Genomic DNA, 23,248 nt, shown 5'->3' on the forward strand with positions numbered 1-23,248 from the left:
GATCCGCGTGGAGACCCTGTCGCTTCCTGGCAGCGCCCGACCGGGCGAGCACGCGCGCACGCGTCCGCTCGTGCTTCACGTCGAGGACAACGAGGCGACGCGCTACCTCGTCGCCCGACTCCTGGCTCGCGGCGGCTTCGACGTGGTCTCCGCGGCGACGGGCCGCGAGGCCATGCTGCGACTCTCCGAGCGGCCGGACGCCATCCTGCTCGACGTGAAGCTGCCCGACGTCACCGGCTTCCAGCTCTGCCGGCACCTGCGCGGCGACCCGCGGGCGGCGACCCTCCCCATCGTCCACCTCTCCGCGAGCCACCCTCTGCCGGACGACCAGCGTTATGGCCTCTCGGTCGGGGCCGACGCCTACCTCGTCCACCCCGTCGACGGCGCGGTCCTCACCGAGACGCTCCGCCGGTTGATCGGTCGCGCGACCGGCGAGGGGCGCGGCGCGCCGAAAGGCTGACGGGCGCCCGGGGGCTCCCGGCGCAGTGCGCGAGAGCGCAGGTTCTGCCCGGCGCCGGAGCGCCCGCCCCAGGCGTGCGGTGGCCGGAGCACTGGGCCCGCCGAGAGGAGCCGCTTCCAGCCCACCCGGCGAGAACGAGGCGAGGAGAACCTGCGAGCGACGATGTCCGAGAGGCCTGATCGCGCGGGCGCGCCGCCTCCGTGGAGCTACGCCGCGGCGCTCGCGCTCGTCGCTGCGGGGCTCGGCACGACGCACCTCCTCCTCGGCGCGCTCGGGGGTGAGCGGTACGTCTTCGTGCTCGCGGCGGTCGCCCTCGCGTCGGTGCTCGGCGGCACCTTGCCGGGACTCCTCGCCGCCGCGGCGAGCGCGGCCGGCTTCTCCTGGCTCTTCCTCGAGCCGCAGGGCAGCCTGCGCGTCGCGTCCCGCTCCGACATGCTCGCGCTCGCGGGGTACCTCGCGAGCGCGAGCGTCACCGCGGTGGCGGTCGGCGCGTTCCGCGCGGCAGATCGCCGGACGCGCCGCGCGCTCGCCGAGGCCCGCGCCGCCGAGGAGCGGCTGCGACTCATGACCGAGGGGATCCACGCGCACGCGATCCTGCTCCTCGATCAGAGCGGGCTCGTGACGGGCTGGAACGCCGCCGCGGAGCGGCTCACCGGCTGGCCGGAGGCGGAGATCCTCGGCAAGAGCTTCGCGCTCTTCCACACGCCCGAGGAGCGCGAGGCCGGGCGGCCGGAGCAGCTCCTCTGGCGCGCGACGCGGGACGGCCGCGTGGAGGAGGAGGGCTTCCGGGTGCGCAAGGACGGGACCCGCTTCTACGCGAGCGTCACCCTGACCGCGGTGCGAGACGGCGAGGGGCGCCTCGGCGGGTTCGCGCACGTGCTGCGGGACGTCACGGACCGGCGGCGCGCGGACGAGCTCGATCGGTTCATGATCGACGCGGGCAACGTGCTCGCCGAGTCGATGCATCCGGAGCAGATGCTCGAGCAGCTCGCGCGTCTCGCCGTGCCTGCGATCGCCGACGCATGCACGATCGAGACCCTCGACGAGCTGGGCCGCCTGCGGCTCGTCGCGCTCGCCCACGCGGATCCCCGCCGCGAGCACGCCCTGCGCGACCTGCGGCTCCGCTTCCCGCCCGAGCCGGCGACCTCGCCGGTCTGGCGGGTGCTCCGGACCGGCCAGCCGGAGGTCGCTTCGGAGGGCGACCCCGCCGCGCTCGCTGCGCTCGCGCCGGAGCCGGAGCACCGGGAGGCGCTGCGGTCAGAGGGCCTGCGCGCCTGGCTCGTCGTGCCGCTCGCCGCCGGGCGGCGGAACCTCGGCGTGCTGTCGCTCGCGCTCACGAGCCCCGGCCGCGAGCTGGGCTCGCGCGAGCTCGGCGTCGCCCGCGATCTCGCGCGCCGCGCCGCCCAGGCGATCCACGGCGCGAGCCTGTACGTCGAGATGCAGCGCGCCGGCCGCGAGCGCGACGAGGTCCTCGCGATCCTCTCCCACGACCTGCGCGCGCCGCTCGGCGCGACGTTCGCCTCGGCGCGGGCGATCCGCTCCGACGCGCCGGAGGGTCCGGCCGGCGAGCGGATCCGGCGCGGGGCGAGCGCGATCGAGCGCGCCGCGGAGGCGATGTCCCGCCTGGTCGGGGACCTGCTCGACCTCGCGAGCCTCGAGGCGGGCCGGCTCGTGGTGAACCGTCGACCCGAGCACTCCGCCGCGCTGGTACACGCCGCGGCGGACGCGCTGCGGGAGCCCGCCGCGCGCGCCGGCGTGACCCTCGTCGCCGAGGCGGCCGGGACCCTCCCGGACGTCGACGCGGACCGCGAGCGCGTCCTGCAGGTGCTCGGGAACCTGCTCGCCGACGCTCTCGACGGGACCGAGGGGGGGATCCTCACGGTGCGCGCGCGGGCGGTGGACGCCGGTCGCGCCGTCGCCTTCGAGATCGAGGACAGCGGGCGCGTCATCCCGGAGGAGGAGCTCGCGCACTTCTTCGATCGCTTCCGGCGCGGCCGCGGCTCCTCCGCCCGCGGTGCCGGGCTCGGGCTCGCGGTGGCGCGCGGCATCGTGGAGGCGCACGGCGGGCGCATCTGGGCGGAGAGCCGCTCCGGCCAGGGGAGCCGCTTCACCTTCACGCTCCCGGCGGTGGCGCCGTGGCAGGCGCAGGCGGCCGGCGAGGCGATCGCGACGCGGGCGCCGGGATGAGCGCTCAGAGGCCGTGAACCAATCCCCTCCCGTCGCCGCGGCGGACGATCCGCGGCGCATCGCGTCGTTGCTCCTCCCTCACATACCCTACGGGTATGCTCGGTCGTCGCGCCTCGCGCTTACTTGCGTCTCATCCGCCTGGCTCGGTCCGGAGATTGATTCACGACCTCTCAGCCGGCGACGGCTTCGCGCTCGGGCGCCGGAGCGCTCGCGACGGGCAGCGCGAAGCGGACGACGGTGCCCGCCCCCGGCGTGCTCTCCGCCCAGATCCGCCCTCCGTGCGCCTCGATGAGCGCGCGGGCGATCGCGAGACCGAGGCCGGTGCCCGCGTACGGCGCGGAGCGGCCACGGCGGAACCGGTCGAACACGTGCGGGAGCTCCTCCGCGGGGATCCCCGGACCGGTGTCGCGCACCTCGAAGACGACCTGATCCCCGTGGGCGATCGCCGCGATCGCCACGTGCCCCTCCGCGGTCGCCTTTACCGCGTTGGAGGTGAGGTTCCCGAGGACCTGCAGGACGCGATCGTGGTCGCACGACACGAGCGGCAGCTCCTCCGGCGCGCGGCAGCGCACCTCGAGCCCCTTCGCCTCCGCCTGCGGGCGGATGACGTCGGCCGCCTCCCGCGCCAGCGTCCGCGGCGCGAGCGGCTGGCGATGCATCGACAGCCCGCCCCGCTCGAGGCTGGTGAGGTCGAGCAGGTCGCCGATGAGGCGGTTCATCCGGTCCCCGGAGCTCGCGATCCGCGCCGCGGTCGTGCGCACGCGTTCCGGATCCGCCGCCAGGGCGCCGCCGAGCATGCGCGCGCCCATGACGATCGCGCTGAGGGGCGTGCGCAGGTCGTGAGAGACGATGGCGAGCACCTCGTCGCGGCGCCGCACCGCGTCCTCCGCCTCCTGCTGCGCGCGGCGCGTCTCGGTGACGTCCTGGAACGCCGCGACCGCGCCGGTGATCCGCCCGAAGGCGTCGCGGATGGGGGCGGCGTTGTTGAGGATCGTGGCGCGCTCGCCGTCGAAGCGCACGATGTCGATGAGCTCGCCGGTCACGGTCTCGCCGCGGAGCACGGCGCGCTGGATCGCCCAGTCGCCGGGCGCGAGCGCGAGGCCGGTCTCCGCCCAGGCGCCCCGGTACGCGTCGAGCGCGGCGTCGCCCCCCCAGATCTGGCGGGCGTGATCGTTCGAGCTCGCCGCGCGGCCGTCGGGCCCGGCGAGGATGACGCCGACCGGCAGCGTCCTCAGGATCGCCTCGAGGCGGAGCCGCTCGTCCTCGGCCACCTTGCGCGCCTCCACCTGCTCGGTGACCTCGGTCACCAGGAGGAGGACGTCGGGGCCGATCTCGCCGGGGATGGGCCGCACCGACCAGCGCCACCACGTCGCCCCGCGCGCGAGGCCGTCGAGCCGGTACTCGGGCGTGTCGGCCGGCTCGCCCGTCGCGGCGACCCTCCGGATGATCTCGACGAGCCCTGCCTCGCCCGCGTTCGGCACGAAGTCCTCGATCCGGAGCCCCTCGATCCCGAGCTGCGCGAACGGCGCGTCGAGGAACGAGAGGTAGGTCCGGTTGGACCACTTCGCGCGGAGGTCGCGCCCGTCGAAGATGACGATGCCGGCGGGCGCCTCGCGGAACACCGCCTCGAACCGCCGCCGCTCGGCCTCGACGATCGCGAGCGACTGCGAGGCCGCCGCCTCCGCGTGGCGCCGGTCGGTGACGTCGCGGAACCGCACCGCGACGTGCTCGAGCCGGTTGCCCTCGCGGACCGGGTGGTAGCTCGCCTCGACGCAGCGGCGGCCGGCGGGCAGGTCCGTCCAGAGCTCGTACTGCACCGACTCGCCGCCGAAGGCGCGCTCGATGCGGGGCGCCATCGCGTCGAACGCGTCGACGCCGATGATCTCGACGAGCGGTCGCCCGAGCAGGTCGGCCGTGGGGAGGCCGCGCATGGCCGCGTAGGCGGGGTTCACCGCCCGCAGGCGCAGCGCGCGATCGAGGACGATCATCGAGTCCGGCGAGGTCTCGAAGATGCGCTCGTGCAGCACGAGCGAGGCGTTCGCGGCGACGAGCTTGCCGGCCATGTCGTCGAACGCGCGCCCGAGCCGGACGATCTCCGCCGGGCCCGTGACGGGGGCGAGGTCGGCGCTCCCGCGCCCGAGCACCTGGACGTGCTGCTCGAGGCGACGGAGCGCGCGGGCGATGCGCCGGGTGACGAGGACCGAGACGAGCACCGCGAGGGCCGCCGCGGCGGCGCCCAGGCCGGCCGCGCGGGCGATCGCGGTGCGGAAGGGCGAGGCGACGTCCGCGTAGGAACGGCTCGCGACGGCGGCCCAGCCGACGAGGCTCACCGGCACCGCCGCGGTGATGGCGCCGCCCTCGGGCGTCCTGCGCGCGATCTCGCCCCCGCGGAGCGCCTGCGCGACCGCAGCGGTGTCGAGCACGCCCCCCGCCGGGCCGCCCTCGCCCGGCCGGCGGAACACGATCTCGCCGCGGTGATCGGCGAGCGCGATGTCGGCGCGACCGAGCCGCTCGAACGGGAGGGCGAGCTCGCCGAGGCGAGTCGCGTCGACCGTGGCGAGGACGATCCCCTTCAGCTCGCCGCCTTCCCGGACGGCGCGCGCGATCGCGACGCTGCGCGAGCCGTCCGACTCGGCGGCGCGGACGTCGCTCACCGTGAAGACGGCCCCGGCGAGGAGCCGGCGCAGGTCGTCGCGCTCCGCGGTCGAGCGTCCGACCAGCCTGCGGTCGCTCGAGGCGACGACCCGCCCGTCGGGGGTCACCCAGGAGAGGTCCCGGACGGAGATGTACTCCTGCTCTGCGCGAGAGAGGAGGAGATCGACGACGTCCGGCGCGAGCCGCCGCGTCGCGATCGCGTCGCCGACGAGCTCCTCCTGCCGGAGCACGTCGCGCACGAAGCCGTCGAAGGCGTGGGAGGCGGCGCGGGCGAGCTCGAGGTTGGCGTCGAGCTCGGCGCCGATCCGCTCGCGGTACACCACCGCCCCCGCGCACGCCGAGATGGCCACGAACGGCACGAGCCACGCGAGGACCACGAGGACCACGCGCCCGGTGATGGATCGCCACAGCGGAATGCCCCCCATCGCTCGCGATCAACCGTCGCGCACGGGAGCGCATTCCATGCGCGGAGGTGCGCCCCGGGCGGTGCCTCGCTCGCCGGGACGGTGGACGAGCGGCGCCTCTCCCGGCGCGTCTCCGGCGCCGCGGGCTGCGTCGCGGCGCGCCCCGAGGGGACGGCCCCGCAAACGCCCTGTTGCGCGCGGCCGCGCTGCTGCCAGCTTGTCGGTGGCGATGATCGAGATCCGCGACCCCGGCCTCCTCGCGAGCCTCATCGAGCTCGAGCTCGTGCGGTTCCGCCACGCCGAGGGCCTGCTCCGCGTCCCGCCCTCGCTCGCGGACCTCGCGGACGCGCTCGAGCGCGTCGCCGCGATGCTGCGCGAGGCGGACGACCGGGGTCAGGCGGTGGAGCTCGGTGACGACGTGATGCGGCTCGTCCAGCAGTTCCGGGGCGTGCTCCGCGCCGTGGGCGGCGCGCCCGCGGAGGCGTGAGCGGCCGTGAGCCGATCACCCGGCGCCTGCTGCGACGGCCTGGGATTGCCTCACCACTGCCGAGCGCTCACCCGCGCGGCTTGAAGCGCGCGGCGTCGATGATCGACCAGAGGTGGACGATCCACCCGAGCAACACGAGCCAGAGCAGGCCGGCGAGCACGAACATCGCGAGCGCGAGGAGCGGCCGCCCCTGGATGAGCTGACCGAGCCCCGGGATGAAGAAGCTCGCCAGCGCCGCGATCACGTTGCCCGTCGACCCCTGTCCCGCCATTCCGTTCCTCCCGTCTCGGCCGGGAGCATAGCCCGGCCAGCCGGATCGCGCCGCGGCGAGGGATGCGCGCCCGCGGCGGCGCTCGGCGCGGTCCGTGCGTCGTTCACCCGCGGTGAGCGACGCTGTAGGTGTTCGGGCGCGATCGGGCGCATCAACGGTGTGTGAAATGTGGCTGCATGGAGTTGCCGTGGCCACAGGCCCTTCGGGGACATGGAAAAGTGGCGATCGATGATCCGACAGTACGCATCATCGGCGGTGATTCGTGCCGGAGAGGGGTTCACCATGAAGACCATCGCAGCGCTCGTGCTCGCGCTTTCTGCGCAGGCAGCGCTCGCCCAGCAGGGTAAAGTCGAGATCACACGCGCCGACGCGGATCTTGGCGCGGGAGTGCTGTTCGTGAAGGGGCAGGGCTTCGGCGCCCAGCCCGCGAAGGTCCTCGTCGGCAAGACCGTCCTCGAGGTGAAGAGCCACTCGCCCACCGACGTCGTCGCGGCGCTGCCGCAGGGGATGCCCCCGGGCACCTACCGGCTCACCGTGGTGGAGGCGCCGGGAAACGCGAGCGCGTCGATGGACGTGACGATCGGCTCCGAGGGACCGCAGGGTCCCGCCGGGCCCGCGGGGCCCGCGGGTCCCGCGGGTCCCGCCGGGCCCGCCGGGCCGGTCGGGCCGCAAGGCGCGACGGGGCCGCAGGGCCCGCGCGGCGAGATGGGACCGCAGGGGCTCGTCGGGCCGCAGGGAGCGACCGGGCCGGAGGGACCGCGCGGGTTCATCGGGCCGATGGGGCCGGCCGGTCCGCAGGGCGAGACCGGGCCCGCTGGGCAGATCGGGCCGATGGGGCCGGCGGGCGCGGCTGGAACGAACGGGGTTTCCGGTTACGAGGGTCCCCTCTATCGCTCTGTCTTCGTGAACCCGAGCACGCAGGCCATCCAGCAGGTCACGGCCACGTGCCCGAGCGGCAAGAAGGTGCTCTCGGGCGGAGCGACCTCCGTCCGTACCGGCACGCTCGTCGGTACGTATCCGAAATTGGACGGAACGGCCTGGATCGGTGAGTTCGCCTCTCAGCCCGAGGCGTACGCCGTCAAGGTGTACGTCATCTGCGCGATCATGAACTGAGGCAGGACGACCGCTCGACCGCGGTCGTGACGCGTGCCCGGCCCGCCCGCGAGCGGCGCCGGGCGCGCGCGTATTCGGCCACCGGTGTTTCAGCTCGCGGCCGCGGTGGCGCCCTGGCGCGTGGCGTCCCACGGTAGCGCCACGACGAACGTCGCGCCGCCGCCCGGCGTTTCCCGGATCTCCACCCGGCCGCCGTGCGCCTCGACGATCCGCCGGACGACCCAGAGCCCCACGCCCACGCCGCCCAGGCGGCGCGCGCCCTCGAGCTGCGCGTAAGGGGCGAACACCCGCACCCGCGCGTCCGCAGGCACACCCGGCCCGTGATCGCGGACCGACAGGACGGGGCCGGCCGCGCTCGCGGCGATGGAGAGCTCGACCGGCCCGCCGCCCGCGTGCCGCGCGGCGTTCGCGAGCAGGTTCGTGAGCACCTGCTCGAGCCGGAGCCGGTCCCAGCGGCCCGGCGTCGCGGGCGGGACCGACAGCGTGAGCGTGCAGCCGGCCCGGGCGAGCGGCTCCTGCATCCGCTCCGCGACGTCGCGGACGATCGATGACAGGTCCGCATCGGAGGGGAGGAGCTCCGCGCGCCGGCCGGGCCGCGACACGTGCAGGAGATCGTCGAGCAGCCGCGCGATCCGCTCGCACTGGGCCGCCGCGCGCTCGAGGCGCCTGCGCTCGTCCTCGGCGGAGCGGCTCGCCCGCTCGCGCGGGCGGAGCAGCGAGTCGACGAGGAGCTGCAGCGACGCCATCGGCGTGCGGAGCTCGTGGGAGGCGACGACGAGCAGCTCCTCGCGCTCGCGGAGCGCGGCCTCGAGCTCGGCGGTGCGCCGCTCCAGCCGCTCGCGCTGGAGCGACTCCTCCCCGGCCGTCCGCCGGGGCGCGACCGCCTCCCAGGCTCCGCCGCGGAGCGAGAGGGTCTTGTCGTGATGGCGCACGATCTCGAGCGCCTCGCCGGCGCCGCAGCCGTCGAGCGGGTAGCTGCACAGCCCGAGGAGCCTGCGGCGCGCGAAGGTGGCGCTCACGCGCGACTCGTACTCCATGAAGCCCGGGTCGCAGCACGCGCCGCCCCCCCGGCCCGAGTTCCCGGTGAGGCGGAGCCCGGCGAACCCCGCGCGGCGGGCCGCTTCCTCGCGCGCGAGCCAGCTCTGCAGCACCCGCGCCGTGTCGTCCCCGCCGGACGCGCGGTACCAGCCGTCGTGATCGAGGATCTCGAGCTGCCCGCGCGCCTCCCGCGCTTCGAGATCCGGCACCTCGGCGGCGAGCGCGCGCCGCGCGGCGTCCGCCCCGAGCGGCGCGGCCGTCACCCAGACGCAGCGCTCCCCCTGCTCGAGCCCGCGGCGCAGGAACGGGACGAGGACGTCCTCGAGCTCCCGCTCCGTCCGATAGAAGTGGCAGACGTGGCTACCCCACCTCAGCCGGCCGAGGCCGTCGATCCCGCTGTCCGTGGAGGCATGCATCGATCCGCTCGTACGGTCCGCGCCGAGCTGCCGCAACTCCTGTGGGGGCGGCGGGGTCCCACGTAGCTCTCCGGAGCGTCGCCCGAACGGGAGACCCGGTCACCGAGGCGGTTCCGGGCGCCGAGCGGCGTGCGAAGCGGGAGCCCCGGTGACCTCGCCGGCGATCCCGCGCCGCGTCAGCCGCGCGAGCCGCTGCCCGGGCGGACGAGTCGTGTGGGGAGGAACACGAGCGGAACGACGAGCACCGCGAGCACGAGCAGCTCACCCCACCCGAGCCGGCGGGCGAGGAGCACGTACGCGCCGAGCACGGCGATCGTGATCGGGACGAGTCGGCGCTGGCGCCAGCGCCCGGTCCTCGCGAACCAGGCGACCGAGATCGCCGCGAGCGCGGTGAGGACGAGGACGAGGAGCTGGACGCGGCCGAAGCCCATGCGCGCCGCATGATCGGCGGGCGTCCCTCCGCGCGCAAGGGGCCGCGCGCCGGAGGCTCGCCGGTGTATGGGAGATGGAAACGAGCCCGAGGAGCCCGATGCCGCGCCACCCCCGCGTCGCCCCCGCAGCCGCCGGCTTGTCCCACGAGGTCTACAGCGCGCTCGCCCTGCGCGCGCGTGAGCGGCCCGGTCCCGTCTACCCCCTCCACGTCGGCGACACGTGGCTCGAGCCGCTCCCCGCCGCGCGCGCCGAGGCGCAGCGCTCCGCCGAGCACCCGCGGCTCCACGGCTACGCGCCCGTCCAGGGTGAGCCGGCGCTGCTCGCCGCGATCCTGCGCCGCCTCGCGGCGCGCCACGGCGTGGACGTGGACCCCGCCTGCCTGCAGGTGATGCCCGGCGCGACGACCGGGCTCGCCATCGTGGTGGGCGCGCTCCTCGCGCCCGGCGACGAGCTCGTCGTGCCGTCGCCGTTCTGGCCGCTCATCCGCGGCATCGCGATCTCCCGCGGGTGCACCAGCGTGGAGGTCCCGTTCTTCACGCGCCTCGGGGAGCGGGGGTTCGATCCCGAGGCTGCGCTCGAGCGGGCGATCGGGCCTCGGACCGCGGCCATCTACGTGAACGCGCCGAACAACCCCACCGGGCGGCTCCTGCCCGCCGCCGCCGCCGACGCGATCGCGGCGGTGGCGCGCCGGCACGACCTGTGGGTGATCGCGGACGAGGCGTACGAGGATCTCGTCCACGCCGGGGAGCACCGGCCGCTGTGGCGCCGCCCGGAGCTCGCCGGACGCACCGTCGTCACCCACACGCTCTCGAAGAGCCACGCGCTCGCCGGTGCCCGCATCGGCTACACGCACGGGCCGCCCGAGGCGATGCGCGCGGTCCGCGCCCTCCAGTTCCACGAGAGCTACTGCGCCGCGCGACCGATGCAGTTCGCCGCGGCCGCCGCGCTCGACGGGGGCGACGCCTGGCTCGCCGAGGCCCGCGCCGCGTACGCCGCCGCCGGGCGGGCCGCGGCGGCTGCCGTCGGCGCCCCGCCGCCCGAGGCGGGGACGTTCCTCTTCTTCGACGCGGCGCCGGCGTTCGCGCCGGGCGAAGGGCTCTCCGGCTTCCTGGAGCGATGCCTCGACGCGGGCGTGCTCCTCACGCCCGGCCCGGCGTGCGGGCGGGACTTCGAGACCTGGGTGCGGCTCTGCTTCACGGCGGTGCCGCCAGACGCGCTCGCTGACGCGCTCGCCCGGCTCGGCGCGGTGCTACGGCGCTGAGTCCTCCGCCCCGTCCGGAGCCTCGCGCCCCGCCCGCGGTGTCGCCCACCACCCAGGTTCCACAGGACGGCTCACTCCAGAAGACGACCGTGCGGCGCGCGAGCGATCGTGGAGCATGCCGGAGAGGGAGGAGCTCACGACATGCTGCGCAGGTCGATGGGGATCGCCGCGGTCGCCGCCGGAGGGCTGGGGCTCGTCGTGGCGGTGCAGCGGAAGCGCTTCAGCGAGCGCATCGCGCGCGAGGCGCGCGAGCTCTGGAGGCAGGAGAGCTCGGGGCCGGAGAAGCGCACCCCGCTCGACGCGCTGCCGCCCCCGGTGCGCCGGTACGCGGAGGCGTCGGGCGCGGCGAGCCACGCGCCGGTCCGCGCCGTGCGCCTCCGCCACGGCGGCACCTTCCGGCCGCGCTTCGACCGGCCCTGGCTGCCGATCCGCGGCGAGCAGTACTTCGCGAGCGATCCGCCCGGCTTCGTCTGGTGGGGGCGCGTGCGCACGGGGGCGGGGGTGTGGATCGACGCGCGCGACCGCTCGCTCGCGGGCGAGGGGAACATGCGGATCATGCTCGCGTCGAGCTGGAAGCTCGCCGAGGTGCGCGGCCGCGAGATGGACGAGGGCGCGCTGCAGCGGCTGCTCGCGGAGATGGTGTGGTTCCCGACCGCCTTCCTCGACGCGCGTCACGTGAGCTGGTCGCCCATCGACGACACCCGCGCCCGGGCCGTCCTGCGCCTCCGCGGCCGCGAGGTCGCGGTGGAGTTCCGCTTCGACGCGAACGGCCTGCCATCTCGCATCTCCGCCGACCGCTATCGCGACGTGAACGGCAAGCCGGTGCTCACGCCCTGGATCGGCGAGTGCAGCCACTACCTCGAGGTCGGCGGGCTGCGCGTGCCGTTCCGGCTCGAGGCGACCTGGCACGTGAACGGCCGCGCGGTGCCGTACGCGCGCTTCTCCGTCGACGAGCTCGAGCTCGATCGGGCAGAGACGTTCCGCGGCTGAGCCCGCGCGCGACGGTCGACCGACCTCGCGCCGGAGATGGCCGGCCCTTTCACCGGGAGGCGCGGCCCTCCGCCGCCGGGCCCCGCTCCCGGGCGCCGGCGATCCAACCCCGGCCCGCGTGGCGGGAGAGGGCGAGCTGCTGTCTCCGCGCCGCCAGGAGCCGGGCGTCCTCGCCGAACGTGGTCGGGTAGACGGGCAGCGCGTCGCGCTGGCGCATCTCGCGGTCGACGTTCACGAACGTGAACAGGCAGGAGTTGGAGATGGCGCGCACGCTCCGATCGCGGCTCCGCCGCTCGATGCTGGCCTCCACCGAGACGAGGCTGCCCGCGGTGTGCACGACCCGGCTGGAGAAGTGCAGCGTGTCGCCGAGCCGCACGGGGTTCAGGAAGTTCACCCGGTTCACGGCCGCCAGCACCGGCCGCTCCGGGGCCGCGAGCTCCGCGCAGATGGAGGACAGCTCGTAGGCGCGGCGCATGAGGTAGCCGCCGAAGATCTTTCGCGGCACGTTCTCCTGCTCGGGGAACATGCGCTCCCAGGCGTCGGTGACGAGCCGTCCGGCGAGGAGCCCGGTGAAGGCGGGCTGCTCCTGCTCGCGGTGGAGCCGGTCGAGCAGCTCGAACTCCTCGCGGCTCGGGGGCTCCTGCGAGGCCGCGACGTAGCGGCGGTACTCCTCGCGGCGCTCCTCGGCCCGCCGCGCGCGGCGCCTCGCGAGCTCGTCCCCGTAGTCGAGCGGCGGCAGCGGGACGCTCTTCGCCTCGTCCCCCTCGCCGACCCGGGCGACCATGGTGAAGTAGCAGGACGCGACGTGGAGCGGCGGCTCACCCGGCAGGCCCGGCTGCGTGACCCGGATCCCCACCTCCATGGAGGTCCGGCCGACGTGGTTGATCCGCGCGACGAGGTCGAGGTCGCGCTCCACGTCGGCGGGGCTTCGCACGAGGATGTTGTCCACGGCAGCCGTGACGACCCTCGCCTGCGGGTGCGCGCGGCGGGCGTACGCGAGCGCCGCCTCCTCTGCGAGCTTGTCGAGGACCTCGAGGAGCAGGCCGAAGCGCAGGTTCCCGTGGAGCGGCTCGTCCACGACCCTGTAGCGGTGCCTCAGGGACGCCTCCCGGGAGAGGGGCAGCGTCAGGGCGAGATCGGTGTCCGGAGGGGTCATGTCGCCCTCCATCATCTTCGGCTTCGCCCCCGGGCGCGCGCGCCGTTGCAGGCTGCGCGAAGCTGCCGGAAGGGGCGGGCGCGTGGGCCCATCGAGGGACACGCGAATTCCCTGCGTCGCCGCATGTTGCTACGGGCGGGCGAGCGCCAGTCCGCGCGCACCCCCGCTCACACGCAACCCTGGAGGCACACAAAAGATGTGGTCTCGAAAGTTCTGGAAGGTCGGAGTCGTGGCGGCCCTCGCGGCCGCGCTCTCCGCCTGCGGCTCGAATGACAGCGGCGCCATCCGCGTACGGCTCGTCGACGCGCCCGGCGACTACCAGGCGCTCAATCTCGACGTCCGGCGGGTGGAGATCCACGGCGAGGGCGGGGGCTGGATCGTGCTCGGCACGCCCAACGTCGAGGTCGACCTCCTCTCCCTCACCGGCGGCGTGAGCGCCACGCTCGTCGACGGCGCGACGATCCCCGCCGGCAGGTACACGCAGCTGCGGCTCGTGCTCGGCCCGAAGAACACGGTGACGCTCACGGACGGCAGCGTCCACGACCTCACCGTCCCGTCCGGCCAGCAGTCGGGCGTGAAGCTCACCGTGAACTTCGAGGTCGCGCCGAACACCACCCGCGACGTCCTCGTCGACCTCGACGCCCACCGGTCGGTCTTCGTCCACGAGGCGGGGGCCTCGGAGAAGTTCATGCTGCGGCCCACCGTGCGCGCCGTCGACGTGCTCGCGACCGGAGCGATCACCGGAAGGCTCACCGACTCGGCGAGCGGCGCCGGCCTGCCGGGCGTGCTGGTCACCGCGCAGGCGCTGTCGGCGACGGGCGAGCCCTCGATCGTGCGCGCTGCCCTCACCGGGCCGGACGGCTCGTACCTCCTCGATCTGCTCGACGCGGGCGGGACCTACTACGTGGTCAGCCAGCCGGTGGTGGGGGCGACGGTGTACGCGCCCCGGGCGAGCGGTGCGATCGCGATCGCGGGGGTGACCCCGGTCCTCGGGTGGAATGGGGCGTTCGACGTGGCCCCGCAGGTGGGGATGCTCTCCGGCGGCATCGCGCCCGCCGCGAGCGAGTCGCAGGCGGACGAGGTGCAGGTGCGCCAGAGCCTCGACGCGGGCGGCTCGCCGCGGACGTTCATCGTGCGCACCGCGCCGGGCACCGTCGCGAGCGGGACGGAGAGCTACTCCGTGCCGAGCGTTCCGGCCGGCGCCTACACCGTCCTCGCCACCCGCCGGACCGTGGACGCGGACGGGAACGAGACGGTCACCGTGAGTGCACCGGTGAACGCGAGCGTCCCGGCGGCCGGGACCGCCACCGCCGATCTCGCCCTGCCGTAGGCGAGCGGCGGCTCACCGGGGGGCTCGCGCCGCTCGCGGCGCGGCTCCCGGTGTCGTCAGGGCGCCTGGTCGGCGACGACGATGTCGTAGTTGTGCACCGTCGGCTCCGGGTCGATGAGGAACTCCGCGTCCCGCGGCAGCGCGCGCGTCCGCGAGATGTCCTCGCCCGCGTACGCGTGGATCGCGTCGCGCGAGGCCCAGTAGCTCACCACCATGAAGTGCGACTCCGACGGTCCGTCCTCCCGGTACATGGCGTAGCCGAGGTTTCCGGGGATCTGGCGGAACTTCCGGATCGCCTCCGAGGCGTACGCCGCATACTCGTCGGCGCGGGCCGTGGGGGTGCGGCCGTGCCATACGCGGGCGACGCGAGCGCCCGCGGGAGCGGCGGCGCCCATTCCGGCCTTCGCCCCGGGCTGGCCCGCGGACGGGCTGGCGCAGGCGACGGCGAGGAGCAGCAGCGAGAGAGCGAGGGTGCGCATGGGGACCTCCTTCGGCTGACGGGGAGCGCGCGCGATCCTTGCCGGGGTCGGCGTGCGTGCACCCGGGCCACTCGGGTGCACCTGCCCGGCGGCACGCGGCTCTCCGTCCGCCGGCGGCACCCATCACGGTGCGTGATGATCCGCGTCGCCGGCCGGACCTCGGTGCTCTCCGGGCCGCGCGATCGCGAGCGCCTTCATGCGGGACTTGAGCGTGGAGGGGCTCACGCCGAGGAGCGCGGCGGCCCCGCCCCTGCCGCCGACACGCCAGCCGGCCCGCTCCAGCGCGGCGATCATGTTCCCGCGCTCGATCGCGCGCACGCGCTGGTCGGTCAGGACCTCGCTGTCCACGGGTAGTGCGTGTGCATCGCTCGCGGTGGCCGGGAACCCCGCCTCGGGGAGCGCGCGGTGCAGGTGGAGCCGGCCGTCGGCGGAGGTGATGATCGCCCGCTCGACCACGTTCCTCAGCTCCCGGACGTTCCCGGGCCAGGGATACGACCTGAGCGCGGCGGCGTCCGCCGCATCGGGCGGGGCGACCCTCCTCCCGAGCGCGCGGGCGAGCTTCTCCGCCATCGCCGCGGCGAGCAGCACGACGTCGTCGCCGCGCTCGCGCAGCGGCGGGAGCGGGAGCGGGAAGACGCTCAGCCGGTAGAAGAGATCCTGCCGGAACCGGCCCTCGCGGGCAGCCCGCGCGAGGTCGCGGTTCGTCGCCGCCACGACGCGCACGTTCACCTTGCGCGTGCGCGAGCTCCCCACCGGCTCGAGCTCGCCCTCCTGCAGGACCCGCAGGAGCTTGCCCTGCAGCTCCAGGGGGAGCTCGCCGATCTCGTCGAGGAAGATGGTCCCGCCGTCGGCGAGCACGAACCGTCCGTCGCGCCGCTGCGTCGCCCCGGTGAACGCGCCGCGCTCGTGCCCGAAGAACTCGCTCTCGATGAGGGTCGCCGGGATGGCCGCGCAGTTCACCTTCACGAGCGGGCGGTCGCGGCGGGCGCTGCGGTCGTGGATGGCCCGGGCGAAGAGCTCCTTCCCGGTGCCGGTCTCGCCGAGGAGCAGCACCGTCGCGTCGGTGCCCGCCACCTGCGCGACGCCCTGGAGCGCCCGCCGCAGCGCCGGGCTCCTGCCCACGATCTCGTCGAACCCGTGCTCCGCCGCGAGCTCCTCGCGGAGGTAGTCCGCTTCCGCGCTCAGCGCCCGGATCCTCCGCTCCGCCTCGAGGCGCTCGTCCACGTTCCTCAGGATGAGCGTGTAGAACGGCCGGCCGCGCACCTCGAACCGCGAGAGCGTCGCCTCCGCCGGGAACGGCTTGCGCCCTGGCGGCTCGGCCACGAGGTCACCCGGGATCCACAGGGAGCGCTCGCCGCCCGTGCGCCGCTCCAGCTCGCCGGTCAGGGCGCGGAGCCTCGCGGTCGCGGCGCTGCCCAGGAGCTCGTCCGCCGGCCGCCCGTGCAGCTCGGCGGCGGCGCAGCCAAACACCTTCTCGGCCGCGGAGTTCATGAGCGTGATGTGGAGCTCGCCGTCGAGCTCGACGATCCCGTCCATCGCGCTGCCGATGAGGCCGGAGAGCTTCTCCTGGCGCTCGCGCAGGTCCTGCTCGACGCGGACGCGCCGCATCTCCGCGAGCGCGCGGCTCGCGAAGATCCGGAACAGCGGAACGAGCCGCTTCTCGGCGGGCATGGGTCGGGTGTCCACGACCGCGAGGTGGCCGAGCACGCGGTCCTCCCGCCCGAGCAGGGGAACGCCGAGGTAGCTGACGACCCCGGAGCGGGAGAACTTCACCTCGCCGTTGGGGTACAGCTCGATCACGCGATCGGGGATGTGCACCACGCGTCGCTCGCGCACCGCCGTCTCGCACGGCGTGCCGGCGATCGGGTACTCGAACCCCTCCACCCAGCCGTCCCCGAACCAGAACGCGAGCGCACGCAGCCGATCCCGGCGCTCGTCGTACTCGGTGAGCCAGGCGCCGCGCGTGTCGAGCGCCAGCGCCATGTTCCGGACGAGCGCCCGGTAGAACTCCTGCCCGGTCTCCGAGGCGGTCCCCTCGACCACCGCGCGGAGGGCGAGCTCCTCGTCGATCCGCCGCTCCGTGACCTGGGAGAGCTCCATGTTCGGCTCCGGGGTGAGGACCCGAGGCGTGGCGCGCCGCGAACCCGGAACATAGCGAGGCCGCCGCGGCGCGCCCGGCGAAAGCCCGTCGAGCCGCGCGACGAGATCTCGCCCACGCCGAGGTCTCGTCGCGACCCCGCCGGGCCGGTGGCGCCCGGAAATCCCGCTGAATCCGGTCGAACCGAGGCTCGGTCCGCCGTGGCACGCCGCCTGCGATTCCCGCCGTCGCCCAGCGAAGAGACCGATGACCGGTCCACGGGCCACGGAGAACGAGGATGGAGACCCCCACGATGCAGAACCCCACGACCACGAAGCGGCCCGCACGCACGCCCGTGCCGATGAACGGCGTCGACACACCCACGCTCTTCGCGACCATCGGCGCGGTGAAGGGGCAGCCCGAGCTCGGGAGCTTCCAGTTCCGGGCGACGAACCGCTGGCAGCAGGGCACCCACAGCCGGACGCGCATCGAGGGATTCAGCGGCGCCGGGGGCGAGCACGCGCACGCGCGCGAGTTCAGCTACGACGCCGATCACCCGGCCGTCCTCGTCGGGCGGGACCAGGGCCCGACGCCGGTCGAGTTCCTGCTCCACGCGCTCGCGTCCTGCCTCACGGCGGGGATCGGCAACATCGCCGCGGCGCGCGGCGTGACGCTCTACGAGGTCGAGTCCACCGTCGAGGGCGACATCGATCTGCGCGGGATCCTCGGGATCTCGACGGAGGTCCGCAACGGCTACCGGCAGCTGCGCGTGAGCTTCCGGATCAAGGGCGACGCGCCGGCGGAGAAGCTCGAGGAGATCGTCGCGCAGTCGCGGGCCCGCTCGGCGGTCTACGACGTGCTGACGAACGGCGTCCCGGTCGCGGTCTCGGTGAACGCGGGGTGAATGAGGGGTTCGAGGCCGCCGGCCGGACGCGAGACGCGCGCCGGCCGGCGGCCCCCCGCCACGCTCCTCGAGGAGATGCCATGAAGCGCACGGACGTGGTCGTCATCGGAGGTGGGCAGGCCGGGCTCGCGGCCAGCCGCTGCCTGCAGGCGCGCGGCGTGGATCACGTGGTGCTGGAGCGCGGACGCGTCGCCGAGCGCTGGCGCTCGGAGCGCTGGGACTCGCTCCGGCTGCTCACCCCCCGCTGGCAGTCGCGGCTCCCGGCCTTCTCCTACCGTGGCCCGGAGCCGGACGGGTTCATGTCGCGGCGCGAGGTGATCGGCTACCTCGAGGCGTACGCGCGCTCCTTCGCGGCGCCGGTCGAGGCGGGCGTCGCCGTCCACGCCGTCGAGCGGGACGGGGACGGCTACCGGGTGACGGCCGATCGCGGCGCGTGGCGCGCCCGGAGCGTCATCGTCGCGACCGGTCACTGCGACCGGGCCCACGTCCCACCGCTCGCGGCCGAGCTCCCCGCGGACGTGGTCCAGCTCGTCCCGGCGCGCTACCGGAACCCCCGGGCCCTGCCCGCCGGTGGAGTCCTCGTGGTGGGCGCGTCCGCGACCGGAATCCAGCTCGCGGACGAGATCCACCGCTCCGGCCGGCCGGTGACGCTCGCGGTGGGCAGGCACGTCCGGCTGCCCCGGCGCTACCGGGGCCGCGACGTGATGGAGTGGCTCGACGCGACGGGCATCCTCGACGAAGGGGCGGACGCGGTGGCGGACCTCGAGGCGGCCCGCCGCCAGCCGTCGCTCCAGCTCGTCGGCCGTCCCGATCATCGCACGATCGATCTGGGCGTGCTCCTCGACGCGGGCGTCCGACTCGTCGGACGGGTCCGGGGCGTCGAGGGCGGCCGCGTGCTCCTCGCCGAGGACCTGGACGAGACGGTCGCGGCGGCGGAGCGGCGGCTGGCGCGGCTCCTCGGGCGGATCGACGCGCACGTCGCGCGGCACGGCCAGGCGGCGGCGGTCCCACCGGCGGAGCCGGTCCGCGCCATCTCGCCGCCCCGTCCGCCGGGCGCGATCGATCTGCGCGCGGACGTGATCCGGACGGTGATCTGGGCCACGGGCTACCGCCGCAGCTACCCGTGGCTGCGCGTGCCGGTGCTCGACGAGCGCGGCGAGATCCGCCACGCAGGCGGGATCACCCCCGCGCCCGGGCTGTACGTGCTCGGGCTCCAGTTCCTGCGGCGGCGCAACTCGAGCTTCCTCGACGGCGTCGGCCGGGACGCCGCCGTGCTGGTGGACCACCTGGCCGGACGCCTCGCGCGCCGGTCCGCCGCGTGAGCGGAGGAGAGACCATGACGACCTCGAGCCATTCGAGCATCCGCCGCGAGTACGACGCCCTCGTCGTGGGCGCCCGCTGCGCCGGCGCCGCGACGGCGATGCTGCTCGCGCGCGCCGGCCTCCGCGTCCTCGCCGTGGACCGAGATCGCGAGGGGAGCGACACGATCTCGACCCACGCCCTCATGCGCGGCGGCGTGGTCCAGCTCGTGCGCTGGGGGCTCATCGATCGGCTGCGCGCGACGGGCACCCCCGCCGTCCGCAGCGCGACCTTTCACTACGGGGACGAGGCGCTGCCGTTCGCGGTCAAGCCGCGCGATGGCGTGGACGCGCTCTACGCGCCGCGCCGGACGGTGCTCGATCCCATCCTCGTCGACGCGGCCCGCGCCGCGGGCGCGCAGGTGGTGCATGGCGCAGCGCTCGCGGAGGTGGTCCGTGGCGCGTCCGGGCGGGTCGAGGGAGCGGTGATCGAGACCCTCGACGGCGCCCGCGCGCGCGTGGCGGCGCGGATCGTGATCGGCGCCGACGGCGCGCGGTCGAGAGCTGCCCGCCTCGTGAGCGCCCCCACCGAGCGCGCGGGCCGCCACGCGTGCGGAGTGGTCTACGGGCACTGGTCGGGTCTCGAGGTGGAGGGCTACCACTGGTACTACCGACCCGGCGTGAGCGCCGGCGCCATCCCCACCGGCGACGGGCGCACCTGCGTGTTCGCCGCGCTGCCGCGGCCGCGGCTCCTGGACGCGCTTCCCGGAGGCGTGGACGCCGTCTACCGGGAGGTGCTGGCCGAGGCTGCGCCCGAGCTCGCCGCCGCGCTCGGAAGCGCCCGCCTCGACGCGAGGCTCCAGCCCTTCCCCGGGATCCCTGGCTTCATGCGCCGGGCGTGGGGCCCGGGCTGGGCGCTGGTCGGCGACGCCGGGTACTTCAAGGACCCCATCACCGCGCACGGGATCACGGACGCGCTGCGGGACGCGGAGCTGCTCGCGCGCGCGGTGGCGAGCGGCACCGAGGCCGCGCTGGCCGCCTACCAGGCGGCGCGCGACGCGGCGTCGGTGGAGCTGTTCGAGGTCACCGATCGCATCGCCTCGTTCGAGTGGGACCTCGAGGAGGCGAAGGGGTTGCACAGGCTGCTCGCGCGCCACATGGCGAGCGAGGTGGAGCTGCTCGGCGCGCTCGACGTCGTTTGCGTCCCGGGTCAGCCCCCGCTACCATCCGGGGCGTCGTGCGGGTACTCCTCGTCCTGATGCTCGTGCACGGGCTCGTCCCCGGCCTCGCCGAGGCCGGCGAGACGCTCGTTCACTACGTCCGGACCGGTCACGTCGCGCACACCGCGGCCGACCGGGGCGATCTCGGCGACCAGGGAACCGAGCACGGCTGCGGGACGACGCAGCACCACTGCGCCTGCTGCGAGACCCAGCTCGTCGCACCCTCCACCGCCGTGGTCGTCACCACGCGCGATGCCGGCCTCGAGCGGCCGGCGGCTCCCGCCGAGCTGAGGCTCGCGGCACGAGAGCCGGCGCGCCCGTTCCGCCCCCCGATCTCCTGACGTCGTGACCTCGTTCGCGCGAGCGGCGGGCACGTGCGCCCGCTCCGCTCGCGCGTGCCCGGACCGGCGCCGCTCTCGCGCGGCCCGGTCGTGCGTCTCGCGTCCGGAGGCAGGACTTGTCGGCACATCGTCTTTGGGCCTGCGCGCTCGTGCTCGCGTACGGCGTGCCCGCGCTCGCGCAGGAAGTCGCATCCCAGGGTGGACCGCTTCGCTGGAGTGACATCACCGCGGCGATCGATCGGGACCCGCGGGTCGCGGCGTCGCGCTCGCGCGTCCGCTCGGCGCAGGCCGGCGTCGCCGTCGCGCGGACGCCGCCGAACCCGGAGCTCGAGGCGACCGCGGGCCGCGGCACGGCCCGGGAGGGCCCGGCCCGCCGCGACGAGTGGGAGCTCGCGATCTCCCTCCCGCTCGACTGGCTCGCGCGAAGGGGCCCCGAGATCGACGCCGCGCGGGCGGGCGCCGACGCGCTGGCCGCGGAGGCCGAGGCGCTCCGCGCCGAGGTGACGGCGGAGCTCTGGCGGCTGTTCGTGCAGAGTGGCTACGGGGTGGCCGAGGTCGAGGCGCTGGAGGCGACCGAGCAGCAGGTCGAGGCGCTGACCCGGCTCGTGCGGCGCAGGGTGGAGGCGGGCGAGGGCCGTCCCGTCGAGATCCCGCGGGTCGAGCTCGAGCTCGAGCGCGTGCGGAACGAGCTCGCCGCGGCGCGCGCGGGCCGCGACGGCGCGCTCGCGCAGCTCGGGGCCTGGCTCGGCGCGACGGTCCAGCGGGTGGAGCTCCCCGCGGCGCCGCCCGCCATCGGCGCCAGCAGGGCCGCGGACGACCTCGCGCGCCACCCGCGGATCCGCGCGGCCCTCGCGCGCGCCGCCGCGGCGAGGGCGGAGGCGTCGGTCGCGCGAAGGTCGCGCGTCCCGGCGGTCTCCGTGGGCGGGTTCTACGCGAGCGAGCTGGATCGCGAGGCCGCCGGCGGACGGCTCACGGTCGAGCTCCCGCTCTGGGACTGGAAGACCGCCCGCGTGAAGCGGGCGGAGGCGTCGGCCGCGGCGGAGGGCAGCCGCGCAGACGCGGAGGGGAGGGCCCTCGCGGCGGCGGTCGCGCAGGCGGTCACCTCGTGCAGCCGAGCGCGTGCAATCGCCGACCGCCAGAAGACGAACGTCCTGCCTCGCGCCGAGGAGTCGGCCCGCACGCTGGAGCGCACGTTCCAGCTGGGCGAGGCGGGGATCCTCGACGTCATCGACGCGCGCCGCGTGCTGCTCGAGGCGCGACGCGAGGCGCTCTCGTTCGCCCGCGAGAGTTACGTGGAGTGCGGTGCGCTCATCCTGCTGTCCGGTCGGGAGCTGCCATGATCCGTCGCGATCTGAACGTCGTCATCCTCGCGGTCGCGCTCGTCGCCCTCGCTTGCCGAGGAGGTGGAAAGCCGGACGCCCCACGGCCGGACACGGCCGAGAAGACCCGTGGCGAGGCCGGGCACGAGGAGCACGGCCCCGGGACGCCCGCCGCCGCGCACGCCGAGCGCGGGGAGGGGGACGGCCACGGACACGGGGGGGAGGAGGCATCCGATCTGGACCGTCCTCTCGACGAGCTCTTCGCGGCCACCTGCGAGCACGGCAAGAAGACCCACGCGTGCGACGAGTGCCGCTACGAGGTGGGCGTCGTCCGCGTGCCCGGGAAGCTCGTCGAGGGCGGGCTCGTCACGAAGGCGAGCGTCTCGAGGCGGCGCGTCGAGGCGCCGATCGTGCTCACGGGTGAGGTCCGGCTCGACGAGCGGCACGTCACGCACATCTCCCCCCGGGTCGAGGGGACCGTCCGGAAGGTTCACGCGAGCCTGGGAGAGCAAGTCCGGCGCGGGCAGCCGATCGTCGAGCTCGAGAGCGTCCAGCTCGGCGAGGCCGAGAGCGAGTACCTCGCGGCACGGGCGGCGCTCCGGCTCGCGCGGTCGAGCTTCGATCGGCAAGAGCAGCTACGAAGGGAGCAGATCTCGTCCGAGAAGGAGTACCTCACCGCGCATCAGGAGCACGAGGCGGCGCAGATCCGAGCCCGCTCGGCGCAGGAGAAGCTCGCGCGCCTCGGCGTCGCCCACGGCGACGTCGAGCGCCTCGCCAGCGCGGGCCGGAGCTCGGGTAACGGACTCGTCGTCCGCGCGCCCGCGGACGGGATCGTCCTCGAGATGCATGCCGTGCCGGGCGAGCTCGTGAAGCCTGACGAGAGCATCGTGACGGTGGGCGACGTCTCGTCGGTGTGGGTGTGGGCGGATCTCCACGAGGACCAGCTCGGAAGGGTCCTCGACGCGCAGCGCGCGGGGAAGCTCCGGGCCGCGATCGGCGTGAAGGCGTTCCCGGACGCGTCGTTCCCGGGGGACGTCGACTTCGTCGGGCCGACCATGGACGAGCGTACGCGGACGGTGAAGGTGCGGATCGCGGCCGCGAACCCCGAGGCGAGGCTCCGGGCTGGGATGTTCGCGACCGTCCGGATCTTCCTGCCCGGCTTGGAGGAGGCGCTCGCGGTGCCGAGCGCCGCCGTCCTGTCCGACGCGGGGCGCTCCTTCGTCTTCGTGCACCACCACGCCGACTACTGGGTCCGGCGCCCGGTCGAGCCCGGCCGCAGGTGGCTGGACTGGGTCGAGGTGAAGGACGGCCTCTCCGGCGGCGAGACGCTCGCCGCCGACGGGGCGTTCCTCCTGAAGTCGGACGTCCTGCGCTCGAAGATGGGCGCAGGCTGCGCGGACTAGGGCGAAG

20 protein-coding genes are annotated in these 23,248 nt (G+C 75.2%); 13 read left to right on the forward strand and 7 right to left on the reverse strand.

All coding sequences use genetic code 11. The annotated features are described in order from the left end of the window. The first annotated feature begins 7 nt into the window (after positions 1-7). A complete protein-coding gene (locus MNY62_RS00105; RefSeq protein WP_242342031.1) occupies positions 8-460 on the forward strand; it encodes a response regulator transcription factor in 453 nt (150 codons plus the stop codon). A gap of 162 nt (positions 461-622) precedes the next feature. Beyond that, positions 623-2,647, forward strand: a complete 2,025-nt coding sequence (locus MNY62_RS00110) for a sensor histidine kinase (protein WP_242342033.1) — start codon at positions 623-625, stop codon at positions 2,645-2,647. 170 nt (positions 2,648-2,817) lie between these two features. Here the strand turns inward: MNY62_RS00110 and MNY62_RS00115 are convergent, their stop codons facing one another. Further along, positions 2,818-5,727: a PAS domain-containing protein gene (locus MNY62_RS00115; RefSeq protein WP_242342034.1), complete on the reverse strand. Its 2,910-nt coding sequence runs from the start codon at positions 5,725-5,727 to the stop codon at positions 2,818-2,820. 208 nt (positions 5,728-5,935) lie between these two features. On the opposite strand from MNY62_RS00115, the gene MNY62_RS00120 reads away from it, so the two are divergent. Beyond that, positions 5,936-6,193, forward strand: a complete 258-nt coding sequence (locus MNY62_RS00120) for a hypothetical protein (RefSeq protein ID WP_242342036.1) — start codon at positions 5,936-5,938, stop codon at positions 6,191-6,193. A gap of 67 nt (positions 6,194-6,260) precedes the next feature. Here the strand turns inward: MNY62_RS00120 and MNY62_RS00125 are convergent, their stop codons facing one another. After that, the gene (locus MNY62_RS00125) at positions 6,261-6,464 is read right to left on the reverse strand and encodes a hypothetical protein (RefSeq protein ID WP_242342037.1); all 204 of its coding nucleotides are present in this window, start codon (positions 6,462-6,464) and stop codon (positions 6,261-6,263) included. A 282-nt stretch (positions 6,465-6,746) separates the two neighbouring features. Here MNY62_RS00125 and MNY62_RS25520 point away from each other — a divergent pair, with 282 nt between their 5' ends. Beyond that, positions 6,747-7,577 carry a hypothetical protein gene (locus MNY62_RS25520; RefSeq protein WP_279426183.1) on the forward strand — a complete coding sequence of 277 codons (831 nt, stop codon included), beginning with the start codon at positions 6,747-6,749 and terminating at the stop codon, positions 7,575-7,577. 89 nt (positions 7,578-7,666) lie between these two features. Here MNY62_RS25520 and MNY62_RS00135 read toward each other — a convergent pair whose 3' ends face one another. Both MNY62_RS00135 and MNY62_RS00140 read right to left on the reverse strand, forming a co-directional pair. Next, positions 7,667-9,031, reverse strand: a complete 1,365-nt coding sequence (locus MNY62_RS00135) for an MEDS domain-containing protein (protein ID WP_242342039.1) — start codon at positions 9,029-9,031, stop codon at positions 7,667-7,669. A gap of 176 nt (positions 9,032-9,207) precedes the next feature. Beyond that, positions 9,208-9,462, reverse strand: a complete 255-nt coding sequence (locus tag MNY62_RS00140) for a hypothetical protein (RefSeq protein ID WP_242342040.1) — start codon at positions 9,460-9,462, stop codon at positions 9,208-9,210. A 98-nt stretch (positions 9,463-9,560) separates the two neighbouring features. Between MNY62_RS00140 and MNY62_RS00145 the strand changes: the two genes are divergently transcribed. Beyond that, positions 9,561-10,724, forward strand: coding sequence for a pyridoxal phosphate-dependent aminotransferase (locus MNY62_RS00145; protein WP_242342042.1), 1,164 nt, complete (start codon positions 9,561-9,563; stop codon positions 10,722-10,724). A gap of 141 nt (positions 10,725-10,865) precedes the next feature. Further along, positions 10,866-11,714, forward strand: coding sequence for a DUF6544 family protein (locus MNY62_RS00150; RefSeq protein ID WP_242342043.1), 849 nt, complete (start codon positions 10,866-10,868; stop codon positions 11,712-11,714). A 49-nt stretch (positions 11,715-11,763) separates the two neighbouring features. Here the strand turns inward: MNY62_RS00150 and MNY62_RS00155 are convergent, their stop codons facing one another. Further along, entirely contained in the window at positions 11,764-12,870 is a 1,107-nt protein-coding gene (locus tag MNY62_RS00155) for a hotdog domain-containing protein (RefSeq protein WP_242342045.1), read from the reverse strand. 196 nt (positions 12,871-13,066) lie between these two features. Between MNY62_RS00155 and MNY62_RS00160 the strand changes: the two genes are divergently transcribed. Beyond that, complete coding sequence (locus MNY62_RS00160; protein WP_242342046.1) at positions 13,067-14,200, forward strand: DUF4382 domain-containing protein; 1,134 nt, start codon at positions 13,067-13,069, stop codon at positions 14,198-14,200. Between the two features lie 56 nt (positions 14,201-14,256). Here MNY62_RS00160 and MNY62_RS00165 read toward each other — a convergent pair whose 3' ends face one another. After that, entirely contained in the window at positions 14,257-14,679 is a 423-nt protein-coding gene (locus MNY62_RS00165) for an antibiotic biosynthesis monooxygenase family protein (protein WP_242342047.1), read from the reverse strand. Positions 14,680-14,802: 123 nt separating this feature from the next. Next, positions 14,803-16,779 carry a sigma-54-dependent Fis family transcriptional regulator gene (locus MNY62_RS25525; RefSeq protein WP_279426184.1) on the reverse strand — a complete coding sequence of 659 codons (1,977 nt, stop codon included), beginning with the start codon at positions 16,777-16,779 and terminating at the stop codon, positions 14,803-14,805. 275 nt (positions 16,780-17,054) lie between these two features. Here MNY62_RS25525 and MNY62_RS00185 point away from each other — a divergent pair, with 275 nt between their 5' ends. The 6 genes from MNY62_RS00185 to MNY62_RS00210 all read left to right on the forward strand — a co-directional run bounded on the left by MNY62_RS00185 (position 17,055) and on the right by MNY62_RS00210 (position 23,241). Continuing rightward, on the forward strand, positions 17,055-17,660 hold the full coding sequence (locus MNY62_RS00185; protein ID WP_242342048.1) for an OsmC family protein: 606 nt from the start codon (positions 17,055-17,057) through the stop codon (positions 17,658-17,660). A gap of 80 nt (positions 17,661-17,740) precedes the next feature. After that, positions 17,741-18,982: a flavin-containing monooxygenase gene (locus MNY62_RS00190; RefSeq protein ID WP_242342049.1), complete on the forward strand. Its 1,242-nt coding sequence runs from the start codon at positions 17,741-17,743 to the stop codon at positions 18,980-18,982. Between the two features lie 14 nt (positions 18,983-18,996). After that, entirely contained in the window at positions 18,997-20,217 is a 1,221-nt protein-coding gene (locus MNY62_RS00195) for an NAD(P)/FAD-dependent oxidoreductase (protein WP_242342050.1), read from the forward strand. Then, complete coding sequence (locus MNY62_RS00200; protein WP_242342051.1) at positions 20,196-20,519, forward strand: hypothetical protein; 324 nt, start codon at positions 20,196-20,198, stop codon at positions 20,517-20,519. Before MNY62_RS00195 ends, MNY62_RS00200 begins: the two co-directional genes overlap by 22 nt. A 116-nt stretch (positions 20,520-20,635) precedes the next feature. Next, positions 20,636-21,859: a TolC family protein gene (locus tag MNY62_RS00205; RefSeq protein ID WP_242342052.1), complete on the forward strand. Its 1,224-nt coding sequence runs from the start codon at positions 20,636-20,638 to the stop codon at positions 21,857-21,859. After that, positions 21,856-23,241, forward strand: a complete 1,386-nt coding sequence (locus MNY62_RS00210) for an efflux RND transporter periplasmic adaptor subunit (RefSeq protein WP_242342053.1) — start codon at positions 21,856-21,858, stop codon at positions 23,239-23,241. The genes MNY62_RS00205 and MNY62_RS00210 overlap by 4 nt, the downstream gene beginning before the upstream one ends. Positions 23,242-23,248: the final 7 nt, after the last annotated feature.

This window comes from Anaeromyxobacter terrae, assembly GCF_022690685.1.
Lineage (GTDB): Bacteria > Myxococcota > Myxococcia > Myxococcales > Anaeromyxobacteraceae > Anaeromyxobacter > Anaeromyxobacter terrae.

Bases quoted from the DNA above. Each gene is read 5' to 3' on its own strand.
- MNY62_RS00190 (WP_242342049.1), top strand. From the start codon at position 17,741: ATGAAGCGCACGGACGTGGTCGTCATCGGAGGTGGGCAGGCCGGGCTC.
- MNY62_RS00155 (WP_242342045.1), bottom strand. From the start codon at position 12,870: ATGACCCCTCCGGACACCGATCTCGCCCTGACGCTGCCCCTCTCCCGG.
- MNY62_RS00135 (WP_242342039.1), bottom strand. From the start codon at position 9,031: ATGCATGCCTCCACGGACAGCGGGATCGACGGCCTCGGCCGGCTGAGG.
- MNY62_RS00160 (WP_242342046.1), top strand. From the start codon at position 13,067: ATGTGGTCTCGAAAGTTCTGGAAGGTCGGAGTCGTGGCGGCCCTCGCG.
- MNY62_RS00140 (WP_242342040.1), bottom strand. From the start codon at position 9,462: ATGGGCTTCGGCCGCGTCCAGCTCCTCGTCCTCGTCCTCACCGCGCTC.
- MNY62_RS00195 (WP_242342050.1), top strand. From the start codon at position 18,997: ATGACGACCTCGAGCCATTCGAGCATCCGCCGCGAGTACGACGCCCTC.
- MNY62_RS00120 (WP_242342036.1), top strand. From the start codon at position 5,936: ATGATCGAGATCCGCGACCCCGGCCTCCTCGCGAGCCTCATCGAGCTC.
- MNY62_RS00125 (WP_242342037.1), bottom strand. From the start codon at position 6,464: ATGGCGGGACAGGGGTCGACGGGCAACGTGATCGCGGCGCTGGCGAGC.
- MNY62_RS00145 (WP_242342042.1), top strand. From the start codon at position 9,561: ATGCCGCGCCACCCCCGCGTCGCCCCCGCAGCCGCCGGCTTGTCCCAC.
- MNY62_RS25525 (WP_279426184.1), bottom strand. From the start codon at position 16,779: ATGGAGCTCTCCCAGGTCACGGAGCGGCGGATCGACGAGGAGCTCGCC.
- MNY62_RS00150 (WP_242342043.1), top strand. From the start codon at position 10,866: ATGCTGCGCAGGTCGATGGGGATCGCCGCGGTCGCCGCCGGAGGGCTG.
- MNY62_RS00165 (WP_242342047.1), bottom strand. From the start codon at position 14,679: ATGCGCACCCTCGCTCTCTCGCTGCTGCTCCTCGCCGTCGCCTGCGCC.
- MNY62_RS00115 (WP_242342034.1), bottom strand. From the start codon at position 5,727: ATGGGGGGCATTCCGCTGTGGCGATCCATCACCGGGCGCGTGGTCCTC.
- MNY62_RS00185 (WP_242342048.1), top strand. From the start codon at position 17,055: ATGGAGACCCCCACGATGCAGAACCCCACGACCACGAAGCGGCCCGCA.
- MNY62_RS00210 (WP_242342053.1), top strand. From the start codon at position 21,856: ATGATCCGTCGCGATCTGAACGTCGTCATCCTCGCGGTCGCGCTCGTC.
- MNY62_RS25520 (WP_279426183.1), top strand. From the start codon at position 6,747: ATGAAGACCATCGCAGCGCTCGTGCTCGCGCTTTCTGCGCAGGCAGCG.
- MNY62_RS00110 (WP_242342033.1), top strand. From the start codon at position 623: ATGTCCGAGAGGCCTGATCGCGCGGGCGCGCCGCCTCCGTGGAGCTAC.